Origin of the sequence: Pseudoalteromonas sp. PS5 (genome assembly GCF_004103255.1) — a bacterium.
Lineage (GTDB): Bacteria > Pseudomonadota > Gammaproteobacteria > Enterobacterales > Alteromonadaceae > Pseudoalteromonas > Pseudoalteromonas peptidolytica.
In genome coordinates this window covers 1-4,269 of record NZ_RCSQ01000190.1, presented here as the reverse complement: position 1 = coordinate 4,269, position 4,269 = coordinate 1, and the positions used below count along the sequence as shown (strand labels likewise).

3 protein-coding genes are annotated in these 4,269 nt (G+C 41.8%); all 3 read right to left on the bottom strand.

The genetic code is table 11. The features are described from left to right. Nucleotides 1–373: 373 nt before the first annotated feature. Nucleotides 374–652, bottom strand: coding sequence for a SelT/SelW/SelH family protein (locus tag D9603_RS19640; protein WP_125252550.1), 279 nt, complete (start codon nucleotides 650–652; stop codon nucleotides 374–376). 384 nt (nucleotides 653–1,036) lie between these two features. After that, a complete protein-coding gene (locus tag D9603_RS19635; RefSeq protein WP_128732578.1) occupies nucleotides 1,037–2,197 on the bottom strand; it encodes an aspartyl/asparaginyl beta-hydroxylase domain-containing protein in 1,161 nt (386 codons plus the stop codon). An 18-nt stretch (nucleotides 2,198–2,215) separates the two neighbouring features. Continuing rightward, the gene (locus D9603_RS19630) at nucleotides 2,216–4,015 is read right to left on the bottom strand and encodes a tetratricopeptide repeat protein (protein ID WP_128732577.1); all 1,800 of its coding nucleotides are present in this window, start codon (nucleotides 4,013–4,015) and stop codon (nucleotides 2,216–2,218) included. Nucleotides 4,016–4,269: the final 254 nt, after the last annotated feature.

The window sequence follows — 4,269 nt, the reverse complement described above, 5'->3', positions numbered from 1 at the left end:
CCTACAGGACGTAGGTACCTCGGCGTGAGCAGGACGCGGAAGCGGTGTTATCGACAAGATTTTCTCGCCTCAAAATAGACCACTTAATTAAGAAAATTGGTATTAAGTAACCTGAGCTGCGGATAATTAAATGCCTTTCTAGCAGTCTGTGCCTGCTGATACCTTGGCCAGAGAGGACGTGGTATTTCCCCTAAAACTCTCTGGCTAGACAAGGAGAAGAATGAAGATGTGCTGCAGAAGCAATAAGCTAAAGTATTCCTCATCCAGTCTTAGGTTAAATAAAATACAATGAGTGTTCTGATATTTTTTACGGATCACCAGACCAACTTAGCGACCCTCAGTTAGGTGAAGCCGTTAATGTTTATGCCGTGTCTCAGTGTTTATCGACATGGCCTAAGTCACGTGAAGGGTCTAACAAATCACGAACCTTTCGTTTTAGTATTTTGGCTTCAGGAAAACCACCATCAGCTTTACGGCACCAAATTAATGTATTGTCGTAATAGATTTCAAATACGCCTTTACTCGCAGGAACCAAGGCAACTTGCTGAAGGTCGTCAGAAAAAGTTGATAGCAGCTCTTGGGCTAGCCATGTTGCTCTGAGCATCCATTGACAGAGCACGCAGTAGTGAATAGTGATAGTGGGTTTATTCATAGTTGACTTTACTTCTGATTGTTTGTGTATGTGCCTGTGCTGGGAGTTGCATTGAGGCTGGCTTGGGTAAGTTTACCAGACTCCCTGTTGAGCGTCATAAACAATACTAGGTGAACGTGAGGTAAAGTGAGCAGTAACATAATTTTTATCAATATAGATTGACTAGCAGCTTAATCACACCTTGAGTTATGTAACACATTAAATTGCAGGAAAGTAAAAAGTATGAGATGAAAATAATAATGTCGAGAAAAAAACGGGGGGACTCCCCCCGCAATTATCCAGGGAGACCTCAATGTTAAGGTCAAACTATAAGTTACGGAAAATTTACATGTTAACAACCCATTTGTGTTGAGCTGTGGTCAAATCGTGACGAATGTTGCTAATTTAGTGATTATTTTTATAATTAATTAATCTTTTTGTTAGGTTAGCGTTCCATTCGCTCCTAGTACTGAACTCGCCTTGAATCGCCGAGCGCTGAGCCAAGGTAAGCGCCGGATGCCATATTGAAAAAATAAGGACGATACGGTCTTTGTCGCCACCATTATGTGCCATGTGTAAGTACGAGTCGTCAAATATCGTAAGAGAGCTGTCCTGCCATAGTACACGTTCGCCATTGACTTCTAAGTAACACGCGTCTGGTATATCAATTGCCAAGTGAACGGTCAAACTATGATTAGAAAGTCCATAGTGTGGTGTAATTGTCTGTCCTTTTGCTAACTTTGAATAGAATACTTCATAAGGTGTATTGGTTAGGCCGTAGCATGGCACATTCTCTAGTGCTTGCTTTAACTTTGGAAACTGACTAGAGATTGCGTGGTTTTCGCTACCATCTTTAAACAGAGAAAGCGCTTGCCAATTATCGCTATTAGCGAGCTTTGGAAATTCATTTTCATATATTTTGCCGGATAAATAAGGGGTTAAATGCGAAGAAAGCGATTGAATTGCATGTTTATACTCAGTAATTATGTCGGGCACACAATCCATAAACTCCTGATACCAAGAAAATGTTTCAGCAGGCCATATAGGTCGAGCATCGAGATCCGTTACATAGAACAAATGTGGTGCTTGAGGTGTTGTAAAGGGAGTGCTGGAGTACTGTACCCATCTGGCTGCTTTGTAGCCTTTGGGGACAGCGAGGTTACGCTCCATACACTGCCAAGCGTTTTTAAAGCGTTCTACCGTTTGTGGCGCCATATTCTTTGGAAGCTGTAGTTGTTTAAAATTGCCAGTTAACCTCTCACACAGTGCGTAACAAATTAACGCTGTATGTTCTTCGCCCCGTTGCTCGAGTAAATTGCCAAGATATAAGTACAGTAAATAATTGTTTGGTGCGAGTTCAAGGCATTGAAAATAGGCAGCTTCACTTTCTTTGAAAGCCTCGATTTGCTCTAGAATCACGGCGACACGATAGCATAACTCAGCATTGTCTTGATGCTGTGATAGTAAGCTACCTAATAGTGCTGGCCACTTAGTTTGTGGTTCAAGATTTAAAATCGGCTTTAGCAGAGCGTCGATGTTGAGCGTTTGAGCTGGCTTAGTTGTCATTAAAATATTATCTCTGTATTAATTTTTTAAAATGCCAATATCAAGAGGTAGCGTCATGCGATAACTACTGTCTGTTGCTTGGAAAGGTTGCGTCCCATGCCAAAAATAAGAAGGGAAAATAACAATCTGGCCTCGCCTCGGTTTGACCGATTTGAATGGCGGAAAATCATATGGTGGCGCCAATGGTGGGCGGCCAAATTCAATGAGACCGCTGTTACTATCGTCTTCGGGTGTATTGATGTATAGCACGACGCTTATCCAACCTGCAGGGTGAATATGGCTAACATGAAACCCCTGCTCACTGAGCTTAACAGACCAAGAGCCTGTAATTTTTCTCTCACTATGCAAATGAGCTAGAAAAGGATGATCTTGATCTGCACTTAGCTGGTTAAGGCACCTATCGACATCGGCTAATAATTGTGTTTTAGTTTTTGCAATAATATCGATGTCTCTATTTAGGAGGCCTCCCGATATTTGCGAACCGTTGACCAAGGTCTGCTCACTGGGAGCTTGCTTTCCCTGATGAAGCGCAAGCAGGCAAGCTTCAAGCTCTTGTAAGAAGGTTTCATTGCTGTCATAACCCTTTGGCGCTGATAGGGTTGTGGTAAGTACAAAGCTGGGATCGCATAAATGCTGGTGCTTCTGCTCGTCCGTTGCCCGATAAAGCACGCTCAGCCAAGCAAGCGCAAGTTGTGAGTCTGGCCGCTGTTTGAGTACATTTAAAAGTAATTGATTAGCGACATCAAAATTTCCCAACTGCAGCGCAAATTTAGCTTGCTCACATAATCGGTCATGCTCAGGTGTTATTTTGTTGGCGTTATCTAAGTGTTGAAAGGCATCATCAAAACGCTCTTCTTTGGCAGCTAAGCGACCCAGAAGTGTCTGCATTAGAGATGATGAAGAAGCAAACCCTGAATTTGTTATACAAGCTTTACATGCTTGATATTGGTTAGTATTCCAATACAGCTCTGCTAAACACTCCGTCAGTTCACGTTTGTTATCTGTCGCCGTATACAACGCTTCCTTTATACTTATCGCAAATAGTTCATGCTGACCATTTTGCCAATAAAGCTCATTGAGTGCTTTGTGCACTGTCGTATTATATGGTGTTACTTTTAAGGCATGTTGGTAGGCTTGTTGTGCAAGCTGAAATTGACCATTGGCAAAGTAGCAATCGCCTAGGTTGTACAGTGGCTCATATTGCTCTGGCGCGTGTGTGTGTACAAACTGAAAACATTGGATAGCCAACTCAAACTTTGTCTGTAACTTGTAACATAAACCAAGATTATGAATGGCTCGAAAGGCTACTGGTGCATCTTGTGGTACCGCTAAGTAGCACTTTATCGCTTCATTAAGGTTATCTTGGGCTTTGTGTATGTCTCCAAGGATTTTCGTAAACTGTCCACTACGGTCGGCACCTTGGCCTTTCATAGCCCATTTTTCAGCAGCTGAGAACTTATTTTGCTCAAGATAAAGTAGTGCAAGGTTTTTTATTGTTTCTTGGTGTGTGGGCAGGTTGCTCGCTATTTGTAAATAATGCGCTTCGGCTTGAGTATATTGGGCCGATAACCAGTAGCATTTAGCAATATGGCTTAGGATTTCTGATTTTTGGGGGGATAACTTATACGCGGTGCTTAAAGATGAAATAGCTAGAGGCCAGTTTTCTTGGGCTTTATGACAAATACCAATAAGGTAGTGAATGTCTGGGTGGTTGGAATGGGCAAATTTTTCAAGCATAAATAAAGCCTGACTTGGCTGATTTGCTTGAATGTGATTGAGCGCGTTTTTCAGCGTGGTGTTCATTTCATTCGTTTGCATTGTATTGTTGTTATTTTAAAAGTCGTTTCGGTACGCAAAATAGGTGAATTCGCCACACATTAGTACAGCGGCTTTCCCTGTTGTAACTACCTCAGCCAATTTACACATTAGGATTAGCCTCAGCTCAAGGTTGATTAACTAACTTCTTACCCCGAAATCAGGCTACATAAGAAATTAATGAATCTAATACCAATTAGTCTTAATACTTGCTCAATTTGAAGGAGTGAATCTGACGCTAACGGCGTTAAAAATTT

Excerpts from the sequence above, each read along its gene's own strand:
- D9603_RS19640 (WP_125252550.1), bottom strand. The coding sequence starts at position 652 with ATGAATAAACCCACTATCACTATTCACTACTGCGTGCTCTGTCAATGG.
- D9603_RS19635 (WP_128732578.1), bottom strand. The coding sequence starts at position 2,197 with ATGACAACTAAGCCAGCTCAAACGCTCAACATCGACGCTCTGCTAAAG.
- D9603_RS19630 (WP_128732577.1), bottom strand. The coding sequence starts at position 4,015 with ATGCAAACGAATGAAATGAACACCACGCTGAAAAACGCGCTCAATCAC.